This window comes from Ruegeria sp. AO1, from assembly GCF_056535985.1.
In genome coordinates this window covers 860,258-883,641 of record NZ_JBQFJC010000001.1, presented here as the reverse complement: position 1 = coordinate 883,641, position 23,384 = coordinate 860,258, and the positions used below count along the sequence as shown (strand labels likewise).

Sequence of the window (23,384 nt, the reverse complement as noted above, 5' to 3'; positions counted from 1 at the left end):
CGTGTCACAAACAGGTGTCGGGATTTTGCTATTCGGGGCGGGAATAGGCAGCCCAAGTGCAACGAATCTTTTAGGGTCGTCGGAAACACTCTCGAAAAGGGTCAAAATATGGACCGCAAACTCCTCCTCATCATTTTGGACGGCGTCCCGTGGCGCAACTTCCGCCGGTTGTTCGGCAATCTCGAAGGCTGGGTCGATAGTGGCGAGGCCCGCGTGTGGAAACTCCGCTCGGTACTGCCGTCGACCTCGGCCAGTTGCTATGCTTCGATCCACACGGGCGTAACCCCGCAGGAACATGGCTGCACCGGCAACGGCAATGTCTTCCGCCTAGGCCAAAAGGACGTGTTCAGCCAGGTCCGCGAGGCCGGAGGCGTGACCGGAGCCGTCACCCACAGCTATTGGTCGCAGTTCTTCAACCGCCATCCGTTCGACTATGTGCGCGACGTGGAATACGACGAGCCGGAGAGCCAAACCATCAACCATGGCCGGTTCCACAGCATGACCGGCTATGGCAAGGCCAACCAGATGACGCCCTGCGATGTCGATCTGTTTGCCACGCTGACGAACCTGTGCCTGCGCCATGGGCTGGACTATGGCATCCTGCACACCTGCACCTTGGACAGCATGGGCCATCGCTTCGTCCACGATTGTGAGGAAATGGATCATGCGTGCTTCGTGATGGATGAGATGCTGGCACCCTTCATTCCGAACTGGCGCAAGCTGGGCTATGAGGTCATCGTCACCGCAGATCACGGGCAGGACGAACGCGGCCACCACGGCGGGCGCAGCCCGTTGCAACAGGAAACCGCACTGTATTATTTCGGTGACGCAGAAGGCCCCGAGGCCGATACGGTGATCGATCAGCTGCAGCTTGCCCCTACCATCCTGACCCGTATGGGCGCGCCGTTGGCAGACACGATGAAGGCCAAGCCGTTCTTGAGCTGATCAGAACGCTACGCTGTTTCATCCGGCGACAGGAATGCCCTGAACTTGGGCAGGCATTCCTGTTCTAGTCTGGAACCCAGATCGGTTAGTCGTAGGACCAGATTCCCTGCCCCAGCGCCTCAATGGCGACGGAAATCCGTTCAAAACTATCAGCAGCGCGCTTGACCGAGGTTCGGGCGCGCAGATAGCCGTGGACGAGGCCGGGTTCGTTGATCCATTCTGCCCGTCCTCCGGCGGATCGGATCGCAGCGCAATAATCTGATCCATCATCCCTGAGAGGGTCGCAATCGGCGGTGATGACAACGGTCGGTGGCAAGCTCGAGAAGTCGGTATCCTGAAGCGGGGCAAAGGTTGGATCGCCGCTCGGGACTGGCCTTCCGCTTCTGACAGTTTCGTAGAACTTGATATCCTCAAGCGTCAGCAACGGCGCATGCGCGTGTTCGATATACGAGCCTTTGGACGTATCACCGCCCAGCCCGGGGTAGATCAGGACCTGCCCCAAGATGTTCTCTAGCCGTCCCCGCGCGTAGTGAGCGACCGATGCGGCCAGATTGCCTCCTGCACTGTCACCCGCCAGGATCATCGGGTCGCCAAACTCTTCCGACACCCAGTTTACGGCAGTCCAACAGTCCTGAAACTGGTCCGGATGCACGTGTTCGGGGCACAGCCGGTAGTCGACGGCGACAATCCGATATCCGGTCTGTGCGCAAATCTCGGCGCAGACATCATCGTGGCTATCCAGCCCCCCAACGACGAAACCGCCGCCATGGAAATAGACGACGGTTCGTGTCGGTTGCCCAGCGGTATAAAGGCGGACCGGCACGCCATTGGCAGACAGGTCCTGCACCTTCACACCTTCGGGTCGCGGCTGGCGAAAGTCCTGACACATCGCGTCATAGACCTTGCGCTGGTCTTCGATTGACAGATCCACCGCATCGTCAGGATAGCTTTCCGCCGTGCGTCTTATGAACGCCCAAGTTTCCTCATCAATCAGACGTTCATAATCCATGTTCCCTCCCGGTTAGGCTGCCCACTCCCACGGCCGGGTGTACGCGCCCAGCACTTTGCTGACATCGTCCTCGGATGCGCCGTTCGCGTCAAGCTGTGCGACAAGGCCACGCTTCTTGTCGTCGATGACCGAGACGACACGGGCATCAACGCCAGCTTGCTCAAGGGCGCCATTGTAGATCCGGGTGATCGCGTGCTTGCGCAGATCAGGTTTGAACACCTTACCAACCGCGGTCTTGGGCAATTCGGTCAGGATTGTCATGTGCTTGGGCTGAGCCGCGCGCTCATGAACATGGACCTTACAGAACTCCATCAACGCCTCTTCGGTGACCGAGGCCCCATCGACCAGTTCAACAAAGGCACAGGGCACCTCACCGGAATGGGCGTCGGGCTGACCAATCGCACCTGCGAAGGCCACGGCCTCATGCCCCAGCAGGGCCTCTTCGATCTCGGCAGGGTCAATATTGTGGCCGCCACGAATGATCAGGTCCTTGGCACGGCCAGTGATCCAGAGGTACCCGTCCTCATCAAAGCGCCCCAGATCGCCTGTGCGCAGATACTTGTCGTAGTGGTACAGGTTCTCGTTCTTTTCCGTTTCGGTGTAGGTATTGCCTGCAAAGACACCGGGGTTTGAAACGCAGATTTCGCCGATCTCATCCACCGCGCATTCCTTTGGACCGTCCGGGCCGTCCTGCAGGATTTTGACATCGGTGTAGGGGAAGGGAATCCCGATCGAGCCGATCTTTTTCTCACCATCCACCGGGTTGCACGAGACAAGGCAGGTGGCCTCGGTCAGGCCATAACCTTCGACGATGGTCACGCCCGTTGCCTCTTCGAACCGCCGGAACAATTCCACCGGCAGCGGGGCCGAGCCGGAGAACGCCGTTTTCACCGAGGAAATATCAGCATCCACGGGTCGCTGCATCTTGGCCGAGATCGCGGTGGGCACGGTGATGACGAAACTGACCTTCCAACGTTCGATCAGCTTCCAGAAATTGTCGAACACGCCATCGCCGCGATAACCCTGAGGTGTCGGGAAAATCACATGCGCGCCCGAGGACACGGCCGCCATCCAGATCACATGCACGGCAAAGACGTGGAACATCGGCAGCGGGCACATGATGACGTCGTTTTCGTCGAACAACAGCGTATTGCCCAGCCAGCCATTGTAGATCAGGCCCGAATATTTGTGCTGCGCCACCTTCGGCATGCCGGTCGTGCCGCCGGTGTGGAAGTAGCAGGCCACCCGGTCCTCGGTGCTGTCTGCGAAGGTCAGTGTCGTGGGCTGTTTGGCCAATTCCTGATTGAAGTTCTTATAGTCCGCATGCGCGAGCTTTGCCTTGTCGCCCATTTTTGGGCGCAGGAACGGGACGATCCAGGATTTCGGCGGTGTCAGATAGCGGTTAAGGTCAATCTCGAGAATGGTGTTGACCTTGGGCGCATGGCGCACGGCCTCTTCCACCTTCTGCGCCACATCCGTTTTCGGGAAGGACTTGAGCGTGACGACAACCTTAGCGCCAGTCTCGCGCAGAATGGCGGCGATCTGTTCCGGCTCGAGCAGCGGGTTGATCGGGTTTACGATACCGGCCACGGCACCGCCCATCAGGGTCACCAGCGTCTCGTTACAATTTGGCAGGATATAGGCCACCACGTCGTTTTCGCCGATCCCGAGCGAGCGAAACAGGTTGGCCGCCTGATTGACCTGCCCTAGAAGGTTGGACCATGTCAGCGTCTCGGCCTTGTCATTCGGACCTGAAAACAGCTGAAAACTGACCGCGTTGTGGTTTGGAAATTTCTCTGCGGTGCGCGATAGCAGCTGGTGGAACGTCACCGGCAGGTCGCGGTCCTCCCATGCCATTTCCTGTTCAATACGCGCTTTGTCTTCCTTGCCAACAAAGGCCATGTGGCTCCTCCCCGTGTTTTATTCTCCCGCGCGCCACACGCGGAGTGATCTTACCTCAGATGGGATCACAACCTTGGCGGCGCAAGCAAGGGCTTAGCGAGGGAAAAGTTGAAAATGTAGAATGACGCTACGGCGAAACAGAGATTGCCGGAGCGTCACTTTATTCCGCAGCGACGCCGTCAGTGAACTGAAGACGGGCCAAGCGGGCGTAAAGACCCCCTTGCGCCACCAGATCATCATGCGTGCCTTGGGCGACTATGCGACCGGCCTCCAGCACCACGATGCGATCTGCCTTTTTCACGGTAGCCAGCCGGTGCGCTACGATCAGGGTCGTGCGTCCGGCGCGCATCTGATCCACCGCGCCCTGCACGGCCCGCTCGCTTTCCGCATCCAGCGCCGAGGTCGCCTCGTCCAGCAACAGAACAGGCGCATCCCGCAAAATGGCGCGTGCAATTGCGATCCGCTGTTTCTGCCCGCCGGACAGCATTACACCCCGTTCGCCAACGAAACTGTCATAGCCTTCGGGCAGTGCCGCGATGAAGTCATGCGCGGCAGCAGCACGCGCGGCGGCCTCGACCTCAGCGTCCGAAGCATCCAGGCGGCCAAAGCGGATATTGTCACGGGCCGAGGCGGCAAAGATCACCGGATCCTGCGGGACCAGTGCCATATGCTGCCGGAAATCTGCCCGGTTCAGGTTTTGCAGGTCCATCCCATCCAGCATCACGCGCCCCGAGTTCGGGTCGTAGAACCGCTGGAGCAACTGAACCACAGTTGTTTTGCCCGCGCCCGAGGGACCAACAAAGGCAACCGTCTCGCCGGGATTGACCTGCAGGCTGAGCTTGTCCAGCGCCACCACATCGGGCCGCGCAGGATAACGGAAAGTGACCTCTTCGAACTTGATCTCGCCGCGTACTGGTTGCAGTAGCGGATTTGCCTGAGACGGGTCGATCACTGTGTCTTCAGCATTTAACAGCTCAACCAACCGTTCAGTAGCCCCTGCAGCGCGCTGAAGCTCGCTCCAAATCTCGGACAGGGCAGCGACAGAGCCTGCCATGATGACCGAGTAAATGACGAATTGGATCAGAACCCCTTCGGTCATGACACCATTGCGCACGTCATTGGCCCCCATCCACAGCACTCCAACGATGCCCGAGAAGACCAGAAAGATCACGATGACCGTTAGAATGGCCCGCGTCTGGATGCGGCGTAGCGAAACGACATACGAGGTCTCGGTCATATCGCCGAATTGCTGGCGGCTTGCGCGTTCGTGGGTAAAGGCCTGCACGGTCTGTACCGCCCCCAGCGCCTCGCCCGCGTTGCCCGATGAGGCCGCGATCCAGTCCTGATTCTCGCGACTGATGGCGCGCAGTCTGCGCCCCAGCACCAGAATTGGCACCACAACGACCGGGATCAGCAGCAGAACCAGCGCTGTCAGCTTGGCCGAGGTTAACAGCATCAGCACCAACCCTCCGACAAACATCAGCAGGTTGCGCAGGGCAATCGAGACAGATGACCCGATCACCGATTGAATCAGCGTCGTGTCGGTGGTGATCCGGCTCAGGACCTCTCCGGTCATGATGCGTTCGTAGAACTCGGGGCTCATACCGATGACGCGGTCAAAGACGGCCTTTCGAATATCGGCGACCACGCGTTCCCCCAGACGGGTGACAAGCGCGTAGCGGATGCCGGTGCCCACGGCGAGAATACCGGCGATACCCAGCGCGGCCAGGAAATACCAGTCCAGCAGCTCTCCGTCCTGAATGCGGAAGTTGTCCACCACGCGACGCACGGCCAAGGGCAAGGTCAGCGTCATACCAGCCGTCAGGACCAGCGCCAGTGTCGCTCCTAGCATCAACAGGCGATACGGCTTCATGAACGGCCAAAGCGATGTCAAGACGCCCAGCTTTTTCGAGCCTGCTCTTTCTTCGCTGGCGCCCGGCGCGGATGCGGTGGTCGTGCTGGCTATCTGTCTCGCCATGTGCGGCCCTTGTGTCTTCACTGTGTCTTCGATGCTGAGTTGCTGTTTCTTGGCGGTACTGGCCCGCAGGGTCAAGGCCGCGCGCAAAATGCCCTGAGGACCGGGCCATTTGACGCAGAGATGTAGGGCTGAGTTGGAGCGGGTAGACGGAATCGAACCGACATAGCCTGCTTGGAAGGCAGGGGCTTTACCATTAAGCTATACCCGCTCAATGTTTCGCCTTCCTATGTGATGGCTAAGTGGGCGTCAAGAGCGAACCATCACTTGGGCAAATTGACCCGAAAGAAAGAGTTTTTCGTAGTTTGTGAGGAAGGTGTGAGCAAAGGCGTTCTCTTTGATATCGCAGGTGTTCTGTATCAGGGCGACAAGCCATTGGCGGGTGCTGCGGAGGCGGTTTCAACCATTCGCGACACAGGACTTCCGGTTCGCTTTCTAACGAATTCAACCCGACGACCGAAGCGCGTTATTCTGGAAAAGCTGCAAGGCTTCGGAATAGACGCAGATGCCACCGAAATCCTCACACCAGCTTCGGCCGCTTGTACCTGGCTAGAGGAAAACGGTTTTGCGCCACATCTTCTGATCCATCCGGATCTTGAAGAGGATTTTGCAAAGTGCTCGAAATCCGGCCCCGGAACGGTCGTCCTTGGAGATGCCGGTCGCTTCTTCACCTATGAACGATTGAACGTGGCCTTTCGCCTGATTAAAGACGGGGCTCCCTTTCTTGCATTGGCCTCAAACAGGGTATTTCGCGATACAGACGGCGAATTGAGTCTGGATGCTGGCGCTTTCGTCCGGGCGCTTGAGTATTCGAGTGGAACGAATGCTCTTCTGTTTGGAAAGCCATCGCCAGCGTTTTTCCACTCTGCCGCGCAAAGCATAGGGCTGGAGCCTGCTGACGTAACAATGATTGGCGATGATGCCGAAAGCGATATCGCGGGTGCTTTGAAGGCGGGCTTGCGCGCGGCCATACTGGTCCGAACTGGAAAATACCAAACTGGCGACGAGGCGCGCTATGAACCGCGACCCACTGCAACTGCAGACGGTGTCCGGGCCGCTGTGGAACTTTTCACCGAAGGGCGCGATTGAAAGCGCCCGAAGGAGCATTGCACCGATGGGAACCGGTACACACAAACAGACAAGGTAAGTGCGGCAAACTTCGGCCCGAACAAGCTTTGCTTTCAAACTTGTGTTGGCACACGACCCGAGGCGGGCCAGAACAGTCGAGCACAATGAGGGCTTCTGCAAGTTCCGCCAAGGGTAAAAGAGGACACTGAAGTTTTTCGCGGACGGCACTTGGCAGACCTTCGAAACGAGACTTTGCAAACCCAGAGGTTCGCGGCCCTACTTTCATCAAACTCTAATTTGCAACTCCACTAGATTTCTGTAAGCGCCTCAGCGATTTTGTCTGCGAGTACTTCAGGCTGGTCAACGCTCGGCCAATGTGTGGCGTTTTCTAAGATGATATGGTTCATCTTGTTTTCTTCTAGCCAACGGACGGTGTCGTCGGGACAATTATCGGGATTGTACAAATATGTAACGTTAGCTGCGTGTTGCAAAACCTCACCTGGTACGTGATCTGATGAAAACATCCGGGCGTCAATGCCGAGCTGCCAAAGCGCTAAAGGATCGGCCTTTGAGACTTCGTCGCGATATCTCCTTATGATCGGTTCAGACTTCGCCATTTCATCTAGCCGCCCTAGAAACGCTTTGCGAAACTCTGCCGGACTAGCGTAGTCGGCCGCTGTCCCGGAAAAATAGGCATCCGCGGCTGTAATATTTCCTTCCAAAGAAACGATTTTAGTCAAAGGGCAGTCTGCCCGGCGGGCGGCCAAGGAAGCTATGATCGAAGCAACTGAATGGGCGACGATAGTTTCGGCCTCATACTTTGTCGCTTCATTTGACACGTATTGCGCGAGGGCTTCGAGTGTTGTTCCCTCAGCAAGAGGCGCAGCGCCAAATCCTGGAAGATTGATGGGCAACAAACGATGGCTGAAAGCAAGATGTGTCTCAGTCAATCCGTCAAACATGCTTCCATTGTCGCCGAAGCCGGCAACGAACAAAATGATCGGCCGATTGTCACGCACCCCTTTGAGTTTTCTTGAGTGTTCGGCACACATATCAATCTCCTAAACTCTGCGGGACGCGCAAAACAGCGCTCCAACGTGCAAGCTACTTTGTGCAAAGAAGGCTGTTGCGGTGTATCGGGAGCTTTCTAAAATTCCTATGGGAAGGACCTCAGCCGCAGTATTTTCGGACCTCGGTATCCCGAAGCCCCGTGGCTACAAGCATGCATCTGTTACGGGCTTCGTAGTAGTAGCCGCGGGCATACCACATGACCGCTTCGGGCTCATTTCCATCCGAAACCATCCAGGCACCGCGCAGGTATTTCACGGCGTATGTCAGATTGGTCTGAGCGTCCAAGAGGTCGGAAGGCTGTCCACGAAATCCCATCTGGCGCGCTGTGGCAGGTAGAATCTGCATCAGCCCGTAGTAGGGGCCATTTCGGACACTGGGGCGGTAATCACTTTCTCGTTGGATCACTCGGTGTACAAGGCTCCGCGGCACACCGTTTGCGTCCGCAGTTTCATTGATCATCACTCGCAGCTCAGGGGTTTCACCGGGATAAAGCCGGGTTAGTGGCTCTGCGGGTTGATTGCTACAAGCGGCAAGAAATAACGCAGCAACAATGAACGTGTTTCGCATCAGAATTCTCTTCCCATCAACTGTACGATTCATCAGCGCTCAACTGCGATTGAATTTCAATATCCCAGAAAATTGTTGAGCGACTTTTGGCCCGAATTGATTTGGCATCTAATATCGACGATGCACTCTCTTTTCAGTAACAATGTGCCTCTTTTTCTGACGCTCACGCAAAAATACAAACAGTCCTGACCCCAAGATCAGTGCGATACCAATGGCGACAGGCAGGTTTGGGAGCTCTCCCCAGATGACCCATCCCCAGAAAACGGCGATAGGAAGACCGACGTATTCAAATGGCGCCACCGTCGCCGCGTCTGCCATGCGGTAAGCCTGGCCGAGGCAATACCCGATGATTGCAGAATTGAATCCGAGCCCAATAAACAACCAGCGGTCAGTCCCTTCGGGCCAGACCCAGGCACGCAGCAAGAAGATCAAGCTTTCGTTTTCAAACGCGCTCGCAAAGCGCCCATCCCCTGCCACTGACCAGAACAACAGGCTGACAACGATAAAGCACGCCTGAATGTAAACAGCCATTGCTGAGGCCTTGGACTTTGCGCCCAAGAAACGAGTCATCACGTTGTTGAGGGCATAGGTGAACGCAGCAAGAACCGGAAGGGCATACATTAGCAGACTAACCTCACGCTCGCCGCCGGCCTCCCAGGGGCGGGTCATGATCACCACGCCCAAAAATCCCACAATCACGGCACCAATCCGCATCGGCCCTACTCTTTCGCCAAGCAATGGGATACTCAGCAAGGTGATCATCAAGGGAGCTACGAAGAAAACAGCCGTGGCTTCCGCCAGGGGCATTACCGCGAGGGCTGTAAAGAACGTCAGATTGGCTACCACAATCAACAGACCGCGCAGAAGGTGAAGACCTGGCTGATCGGTTTTCAGGATGCGCCAACCGCCCTCCATCTGGACTAGGGCAAAGCTAAACCCGACTCCGATCAACGATCTAGCAAACACCATCTGGTGCAAGGGGTAACCGCCAGACAGGAATTTAATCAGCATATCATTGATAGAAATCGCCAATATTCCGATCAGTACGAACGCAATACCAACTGTCGGGTTTTGTAATTTTTGTACCGGTGTCATGGTGTGCCCTTTCATTGGGCCACTACCATGGGTCAGGGGGTAGATCACGTCGCTTTGCGACACGGTAAGTCGCGCAGCCTTGTCCAACTTAGGTCTTGTGCGTAGCTTTTGGAGCCATGTGCAACCTCTACTCCAACACCATCCCGGCCACAGCGATGCGCCAGCTGTTTGACGTGGCCGTTGAACGCGACAGGCTGGGGAATGCGGTACCATTGCCAGCCATCTACCCAAAGCACTTAGCCCCTGTGGTCAGGAAAGGCGACGAAGGTAAGCGTGAGTTGGTCCCGCTGAGCTGGGGCTTTCGTACGACAAAGAAGTCAAAGAAAACCGGCGCAATTATTCAACCGGGTGCCTGGAACAACGCACGTGATGACAAGGTGCGATCAAACGGTTTGTGGAAACAGAGCTTTGAAGAGAGGCGTTGCCTTGTTCCGGCTAGTTCGTTCTGTGAGGCTCAAGGAAGAAACCCTGCCACCTACCACTGGTTCGCCCTGAAGGGCGATGAAGACCGCCCGCCATTCGCATTTGCGGGTTTGTGGCAAAACTCGCGGTACCAGGGCGAGGAAGGGCCCGAGGAGGTTGTAACCTACACCGTCATCACCACGACGGCCAATGAACTGGTAAAGCCCATACACCCGCAGAGAATGCCGGTCATCCTCAAGCCGCAGGACTATGAGCAATGGATGGATGGCAACGCGGATGACGCATTCGAACTGCTGGAGCCCTTCAATTCGAACGAAATGCAAATTGTTCGGTCTGGCGAAGGTGAGAAGTCGGACCCAGCAGGAAGATTGCCGTGAAAATCGTATCGGGCGGGCAAACTGGCGTAGACTTGGCTGCCCTTGAGTTCGCTATCCAACGCGGTTTGAGCTACGGCGGCTGGGTTCCCAAAGGTCGCATCAACGAAGCTGGCCGCATTCCAGAGCGATACTTAGGTCTAACGGAAGCACCTTCGCCAGAACCAGACGTCAGAACCCGGCTCAACGTCGGTTCAAGCGACGCGACGCTTATTCTGACTGATGGATCAGAAAGCCCCGGCACGAACTATACTCATCAAGTTGCAATTGAGGTAGGAAAGCCGGTTTTGCGTATCGCGCTTGCAGATAAAAACCGTCTAGAAACTGAGCGGGTTCGGCAATGGGTCTCATCGATCAAGCCTTCGGTTCTCAACGTTGCCGGACCACGTGAATCTGAAGCACCTGGGGTATATTCAAAGGCGTTTGCTTTCCTGAGCGATGCTTTTTCGACCACCTAGGCCAGTTTCTCACACGCCCGAAGTTCTTAAAGGGCTGATCGGTAAACCCGACGGTATTAACAACTCCTGCGGTCCATTGATCGAAAATTCCATACTGCGACCATTGAGGTAGCGAAGAATGTCTTGTCACGCGATATGGCAAGATAGATGTCTGCTAAACCATTTCATTTTCACTATTCCCATACTCAGTGTATTTCGGAGTTCACGTGAATATTCCCTAATGTCCGACACCAACACTTGCCGAGGGTATTTTTCTTGACCGCCGACCGGCCCACATGGCTTATTTTTGCACCCAGTATATTTGTGACGGTGTGGTCAACCGGCTATGTCGGTGCCAAGTTCGGCCTCGGCTACATAGAGCCGATGACTTTCCTTGCACTGCGCTTTGCCTGTGTAGTGGTGATTATGGCCGGGTTGTTTGCCATCATGCGCCCACCGCTACCAAAATCACCTAAAGAGTGGATACACTTGGCCATCGTTGGTTTTCTGCTGCAGGCAATGTATTTTGGCATGTGTTACATGTCCTTTGACGCAGGTTTGTCGGTTGGAACACTGGCCCTTATCCTCGCTATGCAGCCCATTTTGACCAGCCTGATCGCGCCGCGTTGGGCAGGTGAAAGTGTGAGCTGGCGGCAATGGGCCGGATTGGCCCTTGGCCTGACGGGGGCGGTTCTTGTCATTACTGCAACGTCCGAGGTTGCTTCACCAACACTGTTTGGTTTTCTTTTTGCCGCACTCGCCCTGATCGGGATTACCGGCGGCACCTTGTGGGAGAAACGCTTCGGAGTTTCGCACCATCCTGTCACTGCAAATTTGGTCGGGTTTACAGCGGGCTTGTTGGGGGTTTCGCCATTCATGGTCGCCTTTGAAACCATGCAAATCAGTTGGACTTGGCAGCTTATTGCGTCGCTGGTCTATCTCATCACTGCAAGTTCACTCATCGCCGTTGGCCTGTTGCTTGCCATGATCCGCGCCGGGGAGGTGTCAAAAGTTTCCGCGCTCTTTTTTCTAGTCCCACCGGGAGCGGCGGCTGTTGCTTGGCTGGTCCTCGGAGAAGTCATGCCGCCGATTGCTTGGGTTGGGATGGTTGTCGCTGGATTTGGCGTCTTCTTGGCGACTAATAAATCAAAGAAAACGTCCTGAGAGACATCGAATTTTCTGGACGCAAAACAACACCTATCATCAAATAAACAATCGACCGCTTGGACAAGATAAGTACTCAAAGTTGAACTTGGTGCGATTCTCACGAATTGGCGCTTTGTCCGCAAAGCCGTCACTCGCCTTCTGTCTCACAAACGAAACCTGCTGTTACGCCGACGCGGCTAGTATCAAGCAAAGCCCAATAACCGCTTTCGACTAAGACTCCGTTTGGAAGCATCACGAAAGTTATCACGCTAGCGCCGCGCTCGCCGAAGCTCTCTGACCTGTGGCACGCAGACAAACCGTTTCGTTGGTCATTGCACTTGAGCAACCATGTGCGCTTGATGTCGTGGTCATCCCAGGTAAATACACCCTGATCACCGGTAATGCTGTAAGTGTGATTTGGGCTGTCAGGGAGAGTGCAGGACACTTCCAAAGATATTGCCGCCGTACTAGCAAGCGTCAAAGCGGTCGCAGATAGAATGATCCTTTGCAAGGTTGACATGCGTCCATTGTGCATCGCTGCTGTTCCACCTTGCAAGCTCTGCAAACCCTATGGGTCGTTGGTGGCATCGGCCTTTGCATCTGATGTCTGCTCCGTCCGCATAGCCGTCATCGCCGCCGCCAACGCGCAAAGGCTGCAATGCGGGACGAAGCTGCCATTTGGAATATGCTTCGGAATGACCGTTGTCAGCCCAATCCGGACATTCAACTGAGAGCTTTGCCGTCCCCAAGCAGTGCAAGAATTCAACAGCTCAGTTTTGAAGCACCTGTTTACCCTTTGTCTACCTTCAGCAGCGAACCTGGTGTCCTAATCCCGGAATGTCATAGTTGTCCGATTCACCTCGGTTCTTTCTGATACAGACGTTGAGTCTCTATCAATAAAGCGATCCATTTGATCGACTTTCTTCACCGAAGAATAGACGGGCACCAGTATGAACATGCGAGATCACCAACTGCTGGCGAGCGATTTGGAGCTGCCTTGTGGCGTGGTGCTGAAGAACCGAATTGCCAAGTCCGCGATGTCGGACTCCCTCGGAGATGGGCGAGGTAATCCAACAGATCCACAGATCAGCCTGTACAGGCAATGGGCCGATGGTGGACTGGCATTGGCCATCATTGGTGAGGTTCAAGGCAATCCCAGCAAAGCTGAGAAGCCGGGCAACTTGGTGTTGAGGGACGATGCAGACCTGCCTCAGTTTCGACGCCTTGCCGAGGCGGGATCAAACAAAAGTGCACAACTTTGGCTTCAGCTTGGTGACGCTGGCGCAATGGCGCATTCCCCAATCAGTACGCCAAAAGGCCCGAGCGCGCTTGAAGTGGGCGCAATGAAATGTGGTGCGCTTTCTCTGGAAGAGATCAAACGATACCCTTCAGACTTTGCCCGCACAGCTCTTTTGGCTAAGCAGACTGGGTTTGGCGGGGTTCAAATACACGCCGCGCACGGGTTCCTGCTCAGCCAATTCCTGTCCCCGCTTTTCAACAAAAGAGAGGATGAGTATGGCGGTCCCATCGAAAACCGAATGCGTCTGATTATCGAGGTTATCTCCGAAGTCCGCCAGCAAGTTGGCCCAGGTTTTCCTATCGGGATCAAGCTCAACGCCTCAGACCAGTTACAAGGTGGGCTCAGCGAAGAGGACGCTCTAAAGGTCGTCGCTGCGCTGAACGAAACAAGCCTTGATCTCGTCGACATCAGTGGCGGTACTTACTTTCCCGGTGCGCGGGCCGCTTCTGATGCCGCCGGAAAAGGCCCTTACTTTGTCGACTTCGCACGCCGCGCTCGCTGTTTGACATCAAAGCCCCTGATGCTCACAGGTGGGTTCAAGACCTACGAGCAGGCTTTGGATGCCCTTTCTGTTGGTGTCGATTTAATCGGGCTGGCGCGCGCGCTTGTTCTTGATCCATCACTCCCAACCCGTTGGCTCGAAGGCGACAAACAAGCCCCCGCTTTCCCAAGGTTCCAAGATCCACCGGAAGGCGGTGTGACGGCCTGGTACACCATGCGGTTGACCGAACTTGCCGAAGCTCGGAATTTGTCTGGCCCTGAATGCCTGCCTGAGGCGATGCGCGCCTACGAGGAGCGAGATGCCGCGCGCGTGAAAACCTGGAACACCCGCTTCAAAGTTTGACTGACACACATCAGCCGTGTTGGGTCTCGAGCTTACGAACAACGATGGCTGGTGCCTTTGACTGAATGAATGAACTTATCGAAGTGATCGCTATGATTGAAACTGAACGCCTGTTCCTTCGCAAACCGCAATCCGATGACCTAGCTGGCTGGACCACCTTCTTTACCTCAGAACGCGCTCGGTTCGTCGGTGGAGGCAAAGGCAAGACCGAACTTGCCTGGCGTGTCTTTGCAATATTTCTTGGGCATTGGGCGCTTCATCAAACGGGGCCCTTTGTGATCTGCCGCAAAGACTCTCAAAAAGCGATTGGTATGGCTGGTCCATGGTATCCAAGCGGGTGGCCCGAGAAAGAGCTCACCTGGTCTATTTGGTCGACTGAAGACGAGGGTCAGGGTTTTGCTGCTGAGGCTGTGACCGCGCTTGGAACACATGCTCATAAAGACCTGAAATGGTCGCGGGCTGTAAGCTACATTGACCCGGACAATGCGGCATCAATTCGATTGGCTGAGCGGATCGGATGCGTGTTGGATGCGCGTGCCCCAACGCCCGATGACGATCCAACGCTGGTCTATGTTCACCCAAAGGAATAGCTAGCGCGTCGCGCCAAACCCACCCATGTCCTCGAAAAGCCAGACCATTCGGTCCAAGAACCAGAGCTTACCGCCCATCACCGCAATGAGGCCAGCAACAACTGGCCATGGCTCCAAGACCCAGAGCCCCCATGTGAGTGGGATCAGACCAAGACCACTAGCAGCTGCAAGAATATGGGGCATCCGCCTGTGACGTTTTGGGATAGGGTCGGTTTTGCGGGCGATCCATTTGCGTTCGCCCAAGACACCCTTGGACATCCAATTGTCGAGACTTTTCGGTTTTGGGAATGCGCGCGGATTCCACCATGTCCAAAAACAAACCAGCGCTAGCGGCAAAAGGGACCACCATTCAAGCCAAGCGCGGCTCCAGATGGCAACAACAAAGAGCGGAGGTATTGTGATGCGGCTCCATCCGCTCCAGGGGTTTGCATGACGCTCCCAAACCTCATCCGACATGGACATAAGGCGCTCAGAAAAAGTGGTCCGGGTCATACTGATACCTCGAAAAGCGAATGAACGATGGCGGCGATAAATTTGCTTTCATTGCCAACGCGTCCGTCGCTGGCGACTATGCAACAAGCTTGGCCCGAGGCGAAGACTGATCGCGTGTCGGCGCCCGAGCCTCGGATAGAATACCGTTTCCGATCCGTTGGGCGCCTTTTGCGGCTGAATAGAAGTAACCCTGGAACTCGGGCCTAAAGCCGTTGAACCAAAGCCCCGGCAAGCCCGAAACATGTTCACCCGTCGGATACTTGGGAATGCCGACCTCGTTCAGAACGCCCAGATGACCAAGCAATGGTTCCAATGCAGTCTTGTAGCCCGTGGCGCAAATCACAACATCCGGTTCAAATGTGCGGTAGCAATCAAAAGAGACACGGTTATCCCAAAACTCTGTGACTTCGCCGACAACCTTGAACCGACCACTTTTGATCGCCGCCACGAAGCCATCGTCAATTGCGAAGGCGGTGCCGTCGGTGGCCAAACGTGTTCCCCCGCCCATTGAATGCGACGTCAGGCCATACTTCCTCAGATCGCCAAAGAACAAACGCTGGGTCAATGCAAAAGCCGGATCAACCATCCAAAGCGGCATGGCCGCAAAAAGATGGGCCGCGCGGTGCAGCGGGAAGCCAAAGACACGTTGCGGCGCAATGCAAGGGCCATGGCGAACAGAGATACGAACATCTTTGGGCTTGTGCCGCGCGAGATGGTTCAGCACGTCGCCGCCAGAGTTGCCCGCACCAACAACAAGGACTTTCTTTCCATCATATTGGGAGACGTCGCCAAGGTTGGCGGCATGGATGACTTTACCTTTGAAACGCTGCAAACCACGCCAGTTGGGAATACTCGGACTTCGGTCACGTCCAGTGGCAATCACCACGTTTGGGGCATCAAAGATGCGGCTGCCAGCCCTCACGCGCCACCCATTGGATGTCTGATCAATGCCCGACACAAGAACTCCGGTCTCTATGCAATCCCGAAGATCAAACGCAAAATCTTCGAGGTGCCGAACGAGCGTGTCACGCTTCAAATAAGCCCCATCAGTACGTGGTGCCGGTTTGCCGGGCAGTGCAGCGAATTTGCGATGAACATTCAACCGAAGCGCCGGGTGACGCTGCTGCCAATTCCAGGCAACGCGGTCAGATGCATCCAAGACGGTTACGGGGATACCCCGGTTCCGCAAGACATGCGTCGTGGCGAGGCCGGTCAAACCGGCCCCTATTATGAGTGTGTGTTTGTCCCAATGTTTCATTGCCCATGTCCTATCGAGATCGGTGCAACACCGCATCGGGCAGACCATCAATCAAGCCGATGTCCCGTTGGATGCTTCTTGGAAGATTTGTGATGATGGGTTTCTTGCTCACGTCGAAGAGACGCTGAATAATGCGCATAATCATAAGATGTTCCTTAGATGAATCGATCAATCCTAGCGTCGCGCGACGAAGTAAGCGTTGACTTGATCATGAGGAAGCCGGTGCATCTGCACATCCGCAAACCCAGCTTCTGCGAGAAACTCCTGAGCGGTTTCAACACCCCACATCGTCCCAAGGCCCGGACCACCCTGGCCTATGGAAATCGGCGTGCAGTGCATCAGCGAGATGGTGAACAGTAACGGCGCGAGTGGGTTTTCCATGTTAGTGACAAGGTCGCGGGAACCGCCAATGTCCTGCATCAGAAATACGCCGCCTTCGTTCAACGAATTGTAGATGGTCTTCACGAGTCCAAGCGGATCTTTTTGATCGTGAACGGCATCAAAGCCGGTTACGAGATCAAACGCGCCAAGCGTTGCAACCGTACTCAGGTCCAGCGTTTTGAAGGACAGGTTGTCCATCCCATCCTTGATTGCCTGAACCCGCGCCTCGGCAAAGGCATCCTCACAAAGGTCGATCCCAGTGAATGTGCTGTTCGGAAACGCTTCGGCCATTTTGAGAAGGGCACGACCACCGCCACATGCGACATCAACAACATCGATGCCGTCTTTCAAGCGCTCGATCAGCCCTGGAACAATGGGCAGGATGTTGTCGGTCAGAGACATGACGGTGGTTTGGTAGCTGTCTTCCGCCATAACTTCGTGGAAGCGTAGAAAGTGGTCGTAATGAAGTCCATCTCCGCTCACAAAACGCTCGATCATCTGCTCTTCAACCGAAGCCGCAACACCGACGAACTGGCTGGTTACCGCTATGTTGTTTGGAGCGGCAGCGCGCGTCAGGAATGCGGCGTGCTCAGAAGGGAGGGAGTAGGTTTGCGCCTCTGGCTGGTAGTCAACGATGCGCGAGGTTACCATGACAGCCAGCCACTCCCGCACGTAGCGCTCGGAAAGACCTGCGGACGCAGCCAGGGCCTCCGAACGGCTCGGGGGTAGAGCCGCCATAGCATCGAATAGGCCGACGCGGTGGCCGAGTGAAATCATGATCGAGGTCGCAGCGTTGGTGATTGTACCGACAAGTTGACCTGCGAAGGCTTCAGCACGCTCAGCGTCAAAGTCGGCGGGCAAGGAAAGATCGTTCATTTGTGTCTCCGTATTTGAATGCGCAAAAGCGCTCAGCTAGAGACCAGTTGCATGATACCGACGAGTCGGTTTAGCCTTCACTTCGACAAATACGGTTTAAATCGGACATCATAAATGTCAAAATCATTCGAAACAGTTGTTGTAGGTCTTCCTTGGGCCGGAACTTCGACCGTTTACGCCATCCTGGATGTGCTTGCCTCCGTGGGCCGGGATTGGGCCATGTTACATGGTGAGCAGATGCATCCATCCCCATTCCGGGCGCGTCTTTGCACCCCGGATGGCACTGCTTACCGCGATTTGAATGGCCGCTTGATCACCCCGGAGTCCGTGCTGCCCAATCCCTCACAAACTGATCTTGTCATCGTGCCCGACCTGCATCTCGACCCATGGAAGCCTCTTCCAGTGGAGTTGAAGCCAATAGCGGATTGGGCCGCTCAAGTACATGAAGCGGGTGGTATTGTGACTTCAGTTTGCTCCGGTGCATTGCTGCTCGGATTGAGTGGGCTACTCAATGGCGTTGATGCGACAACCCACTGGGCTTACTCGGAACGGCTTGCCAAAGAATTTGAGGGAGTGCGTGTTCGCCGTGAGCGGGTTTTGATACCGGCTGGCGACGGGCATCGGATTGTGACTGCTGGCGGAGCCTCTGCCTGGGCCGACCTTGTCCTTTACCTCATCGCGCATCTTGTTGGGTGCGAAGAAGCCCGTCGCATTGCCAAGCTCTATCTCATCGAACCACATTCCCAGGGTCAGATGGGCTTTGCATCCTTGTCTGCCAGTCGACAACACTCGGACGCCGTGGTCGGTGATCTGCAAAGCTGGATCGCAGTCAACTATGAGCACTCCAACCCGGTACAGGAAATGGCACGCAGGGCCGGTATGACCGAGCGCACATTGCTGCGTCGCTTTCGGGCCGCAACAGGTCAGACGCCGAGTGATTACGTGCAAACCGTGCGCGTCGAAGAGGCAAAGCAGGCTCTCGAGACCTCTGATACGACGATTGACGAGATCGCGGGCGAGGTCGGTTACGCCGAGCCGTCGGCGTTTCGGACAGCGTTCAAGAAACGTGTTGGGTTGAGCGCCAGTGAATACCGCCGAAAGTGGCAGGCAAAACTGAACCATGCTCTTGGGGACGCAATCTGACCTCTGTTCCAGCTTTGTGTAAGGCCGTCCACGGAATTATGCAAAGTTCGCTTTCTACGCATCGCAGACATTTGTTGAAAAATCAGCCTCGCGAAAGGCGATCACACTTATTAAACGTCTTTTTTTGACATTCCATTATGGAACCGTTGCAGATGCATAGAACGACCGGTTTCCGCTCCAATTCGGTTTGCACCCCCCCTCTAAAATTTCACGCGGAAAAATTTGACTACCCCCGCCGGTCCCGTGGATTGGACCTCCCAACTTTTGATCCCCCCCTTCCCAAACTTGGCTGGAATTTAGGACTGTGTGACACCAATGCTCTGTCCCTTACTCAACACGACATCACTAAAGAACCTAACGTAGCGATCAATTTCTTCTTGTTTGGGAAAACGGGTCGGCAATGCGATGCTGTCGTTCTTTCTCAGCATCTGCAAAAGCGACCAAAACTCGAAGACCGTGTTGGCAGTGATAAACGCTTCCCACTCATGAAGGATCTGATTGTCATCTTCGGAGAACCAAAGATATCCGCCAAGCCCGGTCGCAACGGTCACGTTTTCTTTGTTCCTTCCTATGTTCTTATAAGGCGCGACAAGTTTGTCGTCTTCGCACGACACGGTTGTCGCCTTACGACGCGCGTTGGTGTCGCGATGAGTGTCGTGTTCAAGACTGTTTTTGGGGACCGTGATTTGGAACATGCGCCTAACACCACGCCTGCCTACACGCCGGATCCAGCCGAACATCTCGAGCTCCTGAAGGTAACGTTGGATACTGCGATTGTGGACACCAAACCGGTTTGCCAAGGTAGCATTGCTCGCCCAAAAGCAGCCGCTTTCTTTGGACACAAACTCGTCGCAGACAAAAGATGCGAAGTGTTTGGTACGCCGTGCCAACTGATCAGTAGCGTGAACGCGTTTCTTCCATTCAAAACGATGTTTGGAGAATGGGGCTATCCGAGACATCAATTCGTTCCGCCCAAGCCCTCGCTCCGCGATGTCATCCATGCATCGAGGTCAGAGCGCTTGTACCGGATCGAACGAAGACCGATCCGAATGAACCTTGGCCCGGCGACAGCGCCAATTCCCATACGAAGTTTTGCGAGATAGCTTTCACTGATACCAGTGTAATGAGCGGCCTCCCGGGCCGTCAGATAGTGTACCTGCATGGCGTTGCTCCTTTAAACACGTCTGGGAACAACAATGAAACAATTGGTGTTGGTGTCATGGGTCGTGCAAAAGAATTAGTTTTCTTTACGCCCCACATACTTTCTCCAACTTCGAAAAGCTGAAGTCGGCAGTTCTTCTATTCCAAAGAGATCAAACATATCGCTCAGAAAGCGGTAGAACGGACCGCTTTCGTTCATCGCTTTGGGAACTCTTATTGTCCCCGGATGGCGCTCACAGAGCCCGACACAAGCTGCCACCAAGCGCCAGGCCTCAATTGCCTTCTTGCCAAACGGTGCACCGTGCGCGGCGGTCGCTTCAGCGTCTTCAATCAAATCCAAAAAGTGGCGAAGCCTCTTGAAAAACTCTCCTTTTGCCAACATCGCCTTCCAGTGTGGAGTTTCTTTCAGTATGTCGGTGAACGTATCCTCGTGATCGCCGGTGCTTCGATCCTCATTCATCAATCCGCTTCTTTGGAGAGCTCCAACACGAAACGCATCGAGTACGGGTGTCGGAAGGCGGTCCAAGATTTTGTCTGCTTCATTCAAACGTGTTCTCAGTTTAGCGAGGTCTTCCATTACAAGTTTGGGTGACCAAAACTCATCGAGTTCATGGGCTTGGTCGAATACCAAGTAGTGCGCTATCCACCCAAAGCTCTCATCGTCAAAACATTCTTATTTATCAAAGTGTTTTCTAAGGAGTCGAATTAACTCGATACGGAACTCGTTGGGGCCAGGCTCGAATTCGTCTTGGTCTGGTATATCAAGTTCGAGTAATTCTGGATCGATCGGCCAGTTCCAATCTCGCTCACTCATTGCAACCCACCGTTTTTGCCCATAGCCCTGTGTTCCAATTCCCGACACACAGTATCCATTGCCGGCCTGAGTGCGTCGAGCGACGGTCTTACGTAGCGCTGACCGGTGATCGACAGTGGCGTGTGGTTGAGCAGGCGGCCAACGATTTCCTCCAATATCCCGGCCTCCATGGCGACTGTGGCAAATGTTCGACGATGGGCATGACACGACCATTGCATGCGCTCAGGCCCCTTTAGATGACCACTGGGCGATCTCGGCGACGGAAACACCCATTTCCGATGCAGGCCGCGCACGGGTGCGAGTATCTCGTGATGCGCCTCCAGGATTGGGAGGTCGAAACTCCGGCCGTTCTTGGTCATCGGCAAGTGGATATGATCCTCGTGGATATGTTTCCACTCCAGCGTCAAAGCCTCGGTCTTGCGAAAGCCGGTAAACAGGATCAACTCGTAAAACACCTTGTGGATGGGATTGTGGAGCGCTGCCACTGTCTGGCACCAAGCTCTCAGATCCTCGATTACAGACCCGTTCGGCTTCTCCTCATACCACTCGATGGCCATTGTCGGACTTTCCGGGAGCTCATGGACCCGCCGGGCGTGGTTCCAGACGGTCCGAAAATACTTCAAAGTGTGATTTGCCGAGGATGGTGTTGCCGCCATGGATCTGTGACGCTCAACCACCATCGACTTGGTTATCTCATCCAGCGGCAGGCGCAGCCAATCTTTCAAATGTAGCTCAAACTGCTGACGCACCTCAGATCGGTGAGCCTCAGACCGAAGCTTGGGACGTGCCAAATAGGTTTCCATGGCCGTCTCAACCGTGGGCGCTCCGATCTGAAAAACAGCTTGCCCACTCCCCTGCCCCAGTCAAGCGCATATCCCAGTGCAGTTTCTCGAGCAGTATCTGCGGAAATCATCGGGTAGCGCTCGATCAAAACACGCCGCGTTTGGCCCCCAACGTCTTTCAGGAAGTACCAGGTCTTTGACTGTTTCCCGACGAAGAGCACAAGCCCCTTGATCTCGCCATCCCAGTGCTTGGCGGTGCCCTGTTTTGTCTGCGGAACCTTGCGTGCGAATGTCTCTGTGAGCTTTGGCATCTTATCGGCTTTTTGTCGGAAACAGCATGATAGTAACTGCTACCACATGGTACGAGCTGCAACATATTATTGAACTAGATGAAAGATATAGAAACTTCACGATACTCAGTGAAACTGATCATTATTGCTTGGAAGGCAGAGGCTATAACACTAAGTTACACCTGTTCAGCGTTTGGGTTGAGCAATCCAAGCATCTGGAGGCGTCAAGAACCGAAATCACGCCGGGCGTGCATTTCCTTGGGGCGGCGGGTCTGTCAGATATCCTCGCCCGGCGGCTCCAGCGCGCCGCCCGGTTCCAGCAAGGCCCGCTCGGACAGCCATGGGTTCAGCTCAAGGGCCGCAGTCAGTGCAGAACGGGCCTCATCCAACCGCCGCAGACCCAGCAACGTCAGGGCGCGACCGCTCATGGCCGCGATGTGATTAGGGGAAAGCTCCAGTGCCCGATCCAGATCAACCAAGGCCGAAGGAAAGTCTTGCCGCAGGAAATTGACGAAAGCACGTTGGTTGTACCCTTCGGCATAGTCCGGGCAGTAGACCACCAGCGCGTCCAGCTCCTGCAAAGCGCCCAGAAGATCCGATGCCTCGCGCCGCGCCATGCCACGATCCAACAGTGTCTGAGCGCGAAGATCGGGGGCGTCGGTCCACAACTCCCACATCTGGTTGGAGATCCCGCGCGCCTCCGACTGCGACTCGGCCTGCTGAATTTGTGCAATCAGCGCGCCCATCCCTGCCGAATGGTCCGGCGCGGACGGGCAGGATTGCGCAAAAGCGGGAGTTGTGAGCCAAAGGGCAAAGACAGGGGCTATAAACATGCGGGTCATAGACCAAGTGTGACGCACAATCCGCTTTGGTCAAGTTTCGCGGTCGATGCCGCCCAGCAAACCGGTTTCCTTTACGGCCTCCATCGCAACGAAGGTCGAGGTATTAGCGACATGCGGCAGAGATGAGATCTTCTCAGCCAGCACCGCGCGATATTCCGACATCGACCCGGTACGGACCTTAAGTAGATAGTCGAAATTCGATGCGATCATATGGGCTTGCTCGATCTCCGCGATCTTGCGGACGGCGGCGTTGAATTCGGCGAGCGCTTTTTCCCGCGTGTCGGACATGCGCACCTCGACAAAGGCGACGTGGTCCAGCCCCAACCGGATCGGATCCAACATTGCCCGGTATCCTGTAATCACGCCGTCGGCCTCAAGCCGCTTCAACCGCGCCTGAGTCGGCGATTTCGACAACCCGATCCGTCGCGCCAGATCCGCGACCGAGATGCGCCCGTCTTCGGCCAGAGCCTGCAGAATCGCGCGATCAAAGCGGTCTAGGTTCGGAAAGTCCATTTGCATCGATATACCGTCATAAATCAGTTCATTTGACCGTTGTATGACAAAACTCGGTCCGTTGTCCCGAGAAAATGCGCGTATAC

General features: G+C 55.4%; 22 protein-coding genes, 1 tRNA gene and 1 pseudogene. 8 read left to right on the top strand and 16 right to left on the bottom strand.

The window, feature by feature from the left end:
• Positions 1 to 108 precede the first annotated feature (108 nt).
• Complete coding sequence (locus ACR3FB_RS04270; RefSeq protein WP_480564436.1) at positions 109 to 945, top strand: alkaline phosphatase family protein; 837 nt, start codon at positions 109 to 111, stop codon at positions 943 to 945.
• A gap of 85 nt (positions 946 to 1,030) precedes the next feature.
• Here ACR3FB_RS04270 and ACR3FB_RS04265 read toward each other — a convergent pair whose 3' ends face one another.
• The 4 genes from ACR3FB_RS04265 to ACR3FB_RS04250 form a co-directional block, all read right to left on the bottom strand.
• Positions 1,031 to 1,954, bottom strand: coding sequence for an alpha/beta hydrolase (locus ACR3FB_RS04265; protein WP_480564433.1), 924 nt, complete (start codon positions 1,952 to 1,954; stop codon positions 1,031 to 1,033).
• Positions 1,955 to 1,966: 12 nt separating this feature from the next.
• Entirely contained in the window at positions 1,967 to 3,856 is a 1,890-nt protein-coding gene (locus ACR3FB_RS04260; protein WP_480564429.1) for an acyl-CoA synthetase, read from the bottom strand.
• Between the two features lie 160 nt (positions 3,857 to 4,016).
• Entirely contained in the window at positions 4,017 to 5,834 is a 1,818-nt protein-coding gene (locus tag ACR3FB_RS04255) for an ABC transporter transmembrane domain-containing protein (protein ID WP_480564426.1), read from the bottom strand.
• 134 nt (positions 5,835 to 5,968) lie between these two features.
• Positions 5,969 to 6,042, bottom strand: a tRNA-Gly gene (locus ACR3FB_RS04250).
• A 107-nt stretch (positions 6,043 to 6,149) separates the two neighbouring features.
• Here ACR3FB_RS04250 and ACR3FB_RS04245 point away from each other — a divergent pair.
• Positions 6,150 to 6,920: a TIGR01458 family HAD-type hydrolase gene (locus ACR3FB_RS04245; RefSeq protein ID WP_480564423.1), complete on the top strand. Its 771-nt coding sequence runs from the start codon at positions 6,150 to 6,152 to the stop codon at positions 6,918 to 6,920.
• Between the two features lie 287 nt (positions 6,921 to 7,207).
• On the opposite strand, the gene ACR3FB_RS04240 is transcribed toward ACR3FB_RS04245, so the two are convergent.
• From ACR3FB_RS04240 to ACR3FB_RS04230, 3 genes are all read right to left on the bottom strand, one after another.
• Positions 7,208 to 7,951 carry an alpha/beta fold hydrolase gene (locus ACR3FB_RS04240; protein ID WP_480564420.1) on the bottom strand — a complete coding sequence of 248 codons (744 nt, stop codon included), beginning with the start codon at positions 7,949 to 7,951 and terminating at the stop codon, positions 7,208 to 7,210.
• Between the two features lie 118 nt (positions 7,952 to 8,069).
• Positions 8,070 to 8,537: a transglycosylase SLT domain-containing protein gene (locus ACR3FB_RS04235; protein ID WP_425085592.1), complete on the bottom strand. Its 468-nt coding sequence runs from the start codon at positions 8,535 to 8,537 to the stop codon at positions 8,070 to 8,072.
• A 108-nt stretch (positions 8,538 to 8,645) separates the two neighbouring features.
• Complete coding sequence (locus ACR3FB_RS04230; protein ID WP_480565854.1) at positions 8,646 to 9,632, bottom strand: DMT family transporter; 987 nt, start codon at positions 9,630 to 9,632, stop codon at positions 8,646 to 8,648.
• Positions 9,633 to 9,748: 116 nt separating this feature from the next.
• Here ACR3FB_RS04230 and ACR3FB_RS04225 point away from each other — a divergent pair, with 116 nt between their 5' ends.
• The 5 genes from ACR3FB_RS04225 (at position 9,749) to ACR3FB_RS04205 (ending at position 14,746) form a co-directional block, all read left to right on the top strand.
• Positions 9,749 to 10,432, top strand: a complete 684-nt coding sequence (locus ACR3FB_RS04225; RefSeq protein WP_425085594.1) for an SOS response-associated peptidase — start codon at positions 9,749 to 9,751, stop codon at positions 10,430 to 10,432.
• Positions 10,429 to 10,887: a putative molybdenum carrier protein gene (locus ACR3FB_RS04220; RefSeq protein ID WP_425085595.1), complete on the top strand. Its 459-nt coding sequence runs from the start codon at positions 10,429 to 10,431 to the stop codon at positions 10,885 to 10,887. The genes ACR3FB_RS04225 and ACR3FB_RS04220 overlap by 4 nt, the downstream gene beginning before the upstream one ends.
• 255 nt (positions 10,888 to 11,142) lie before the next feature.
• Entirely contained in the window at positions 11,143 to 12,030 is an 888-nt protein-coding gene (locus ACR3FB_RS04215) for a DMT family transporter (protein WP_480564417.1), read from the top strand.
• 932 nt (positions 12,031 to 12,962) lie between these two features.
• Positions 12,963 to 14,156, top strand: a complete 1,194-nt coding sequence (locus ACR3FB_RS04210) for an oxidoreductase (RefSeq protein ID WP_480564415.1) — start codon at positions 12,963 to 12,965, stop codon at positions 14,154 to 14,156.
• 65 nt (positions 14,157 to 14,221) lie between these two features.
• Positions 14,222 to 14,746: a GNAT family N-acetyltransferase gene (locus tag ACR3FB_RS04205; protein ID WP_480564413.1), complete on the top strand. Its 525-nt coding sequence runs from the start codon at positions 14,222 to 14,224 to the stop codon at positions 14,744 to 14,746.
• Here ACR3FB_RS04205 and ACR3FB_RS04200 read toward each other — a convergent pair whose 3' ends face one another.
• The 3 genes from ACR3FB_RS04200 to ACR3FB_RS04190 form a co-directional block, all read right to left on the bottom strand.
• Positions 14,747 to 15,238 carry a DUF6653 family protein gene (locus ACR3FB_RS04200; protein ID WP_480564411.1) on the bottom strand — a complete coding sequence of 164 codons (492 nt, stop codon included), beginning with the start codon at positions 15,236 to 15,238 and terminating at the stop codon, positions 14,747 to 14,749.
• A 76-nt stretch (positions 15,239 to 15,314) separates the two neighbouring features.
• Entirely contained in the window at positions 15,315 to 16,496 is a 1,182-nt protein-coding gene (locus ACR3FB_RS04195; protein ID WP_480564408.1) for a flavin-containing monooxygenase, read from the bottom strand.
• A gap of 174 nt (positions 16,497 to 16,670) precedes the next feature.
• On the bottom strand, positions 16,671 to 17,753 hold the full coding sequence (locus ACR3FB_RS04190; protein WP_480564405.1) for a class I SAM-dependent methyltransferase: 1,083 nt from the start codon (positions 17,751 to 17,753) through the stop codon (positions 16,671 to 16,673).
• A 114-nt stretch (positions 17,754 to 17,867) separates the two neighbouring features.
• Here ACR3FB_RS04190 and ACR3FB_RS04185 point away from each other — a divergent pair, with 114 nt between their 5' ends.
• Positions 17,868 to 18,896 carry a GlxA family transcriptional regulator gene (locus ACR3FB_RS04185; RefSeq protein ID WP_480564402.1) on the top strand — a complete coding sequence of 343 codons (1,029 nt, stop codon included), beginning with the start codon at positions 17,868 to 17,870 and terminating at the stop codon, positions 18,894 to 18,896.
• A 296-nt stretch (positions 18,897 to 19,192) separates the two neighbouring features.
• Here the strand turns inward: ACR3FB_RS04185 and ACR3FB_RS04180 are convergent, their stop codons facing one another.
• From ACR3FB_RS04180 to ACR3FB_RS04155, 6 genes and pseudogenes are all read right to left on the bottom strand, one after another.
• Positions 19,193 to 19,897 (bottom strand): helix-turn-helix domain-containing protein, encoded by a 705-nt coding sequence (locus ACR3FB_RS04180; protein ID WP_480564399.1) that lies wholly within the window; start codon positions 19,895 to 19,897, stop codon positions 19,193 to 19,195.
• Positions 19,855 to 20,058: a helix-turn-helix transcriptional regulator gene (locus ACR3FB_RS04175; protein ID WP_480564396.1), complete on the bottom strand. Its 204-nt coding sequence runs from the start codon at positions 20,056 to 20,058 to the stop codon at positions 19,855 to 19,857. The genes ACR3FB_RS04180 and ACR3FB_RS04175 overlap by 43 nt, the downstream gene beginning before the upstream one ends.
• A 75-nt stretch (positions 20,059 to 20,133) precedes the next feature.
• Positions 20,134 to 20,688 carry a hypothetical protein gene (locus tag ACR3FB_RS04170; protein ID WP_480564393.1) on the bottom strand — a complete coding sequence of 185 codons (555 nt, stop codon included), beginning with the start codon at positions 20,686 to 20,688 and terminating at the stop codon, positions 20,134 to 20,136.
• Positions 20,689 to 20,867: 179 nt separating this feature from the next.
• Positions 20,868 to 21,964, bottom strand: a pseudogene (locus tag ACR3FB_RS04165) (tyrosine-type recombinase/integrase).
• Between the two features lie 254 nt (positions 21,965 to 22,218).
• Positions 22,219 to 22,785 (bottom strand): tetratricopeptide repeat protein, encoded by a 567-nt coding sequence (locus ACR3FB_RS04160; protein WP_425085179.1) that lies wholly within the window; start codon positions 22,783 to 22,785, stop codon positions 22,219 to 22,221.
• A gap of 30 nt (positions 22,786 to 22,815) precedes the next feature.
• Entirely contained in the window at positions 22,816 to 23,304 is a 489-nt protein-coding gene (locus ACR3FB_RS04155; protein WP_480564390.1) for an Lrp/AsnC family transcriptional regulator, read from the bottom strand.
• Between the last annotated feature and the right edge of the window lie 80 nt (positions 23,305 to 23,384).